The following is a 293-nucleotide window of genomic DNA, read 5'->3' on the forward strand; positions in this document are numbered from 1 at the left end:
GGGGGGGGGGGGGGGGGGGGGCGGGGCCGCGCGGGGGTGTGTCGGGAGGGGGCGCGCGGGGCGGGGGGTGGGGCCGGGGCCGCTTTGGTGGGCCGGGCCATCGTTGGGGTCGGCCCGGGGCCCGGCCGTTCAGCCGGCGACACCGTCCGGTCGGCTCGGGCCTCGGCGCGGGAAGCCACTCGGGCGCCACCACGCCCCCCCCCCGCGCCGCCCCCCCCCCCCCCCCCCCCCCCCCCCCCGCGGGCCCCCCCCCCCCCCCCGGGGCGGGGGGGGGCCCCCAAGATTTTTATGGG

It is taken from the genome of Embleya sp. NPDC050154 (assembly GCF_044460165.1).
In the GTDB taxonomy this organism is placed as follows: domain Bacteria; phylum Actinomycetota; class Actinomycetes; order Streptomycetales; family Streptomycetaceae; genus Embleya.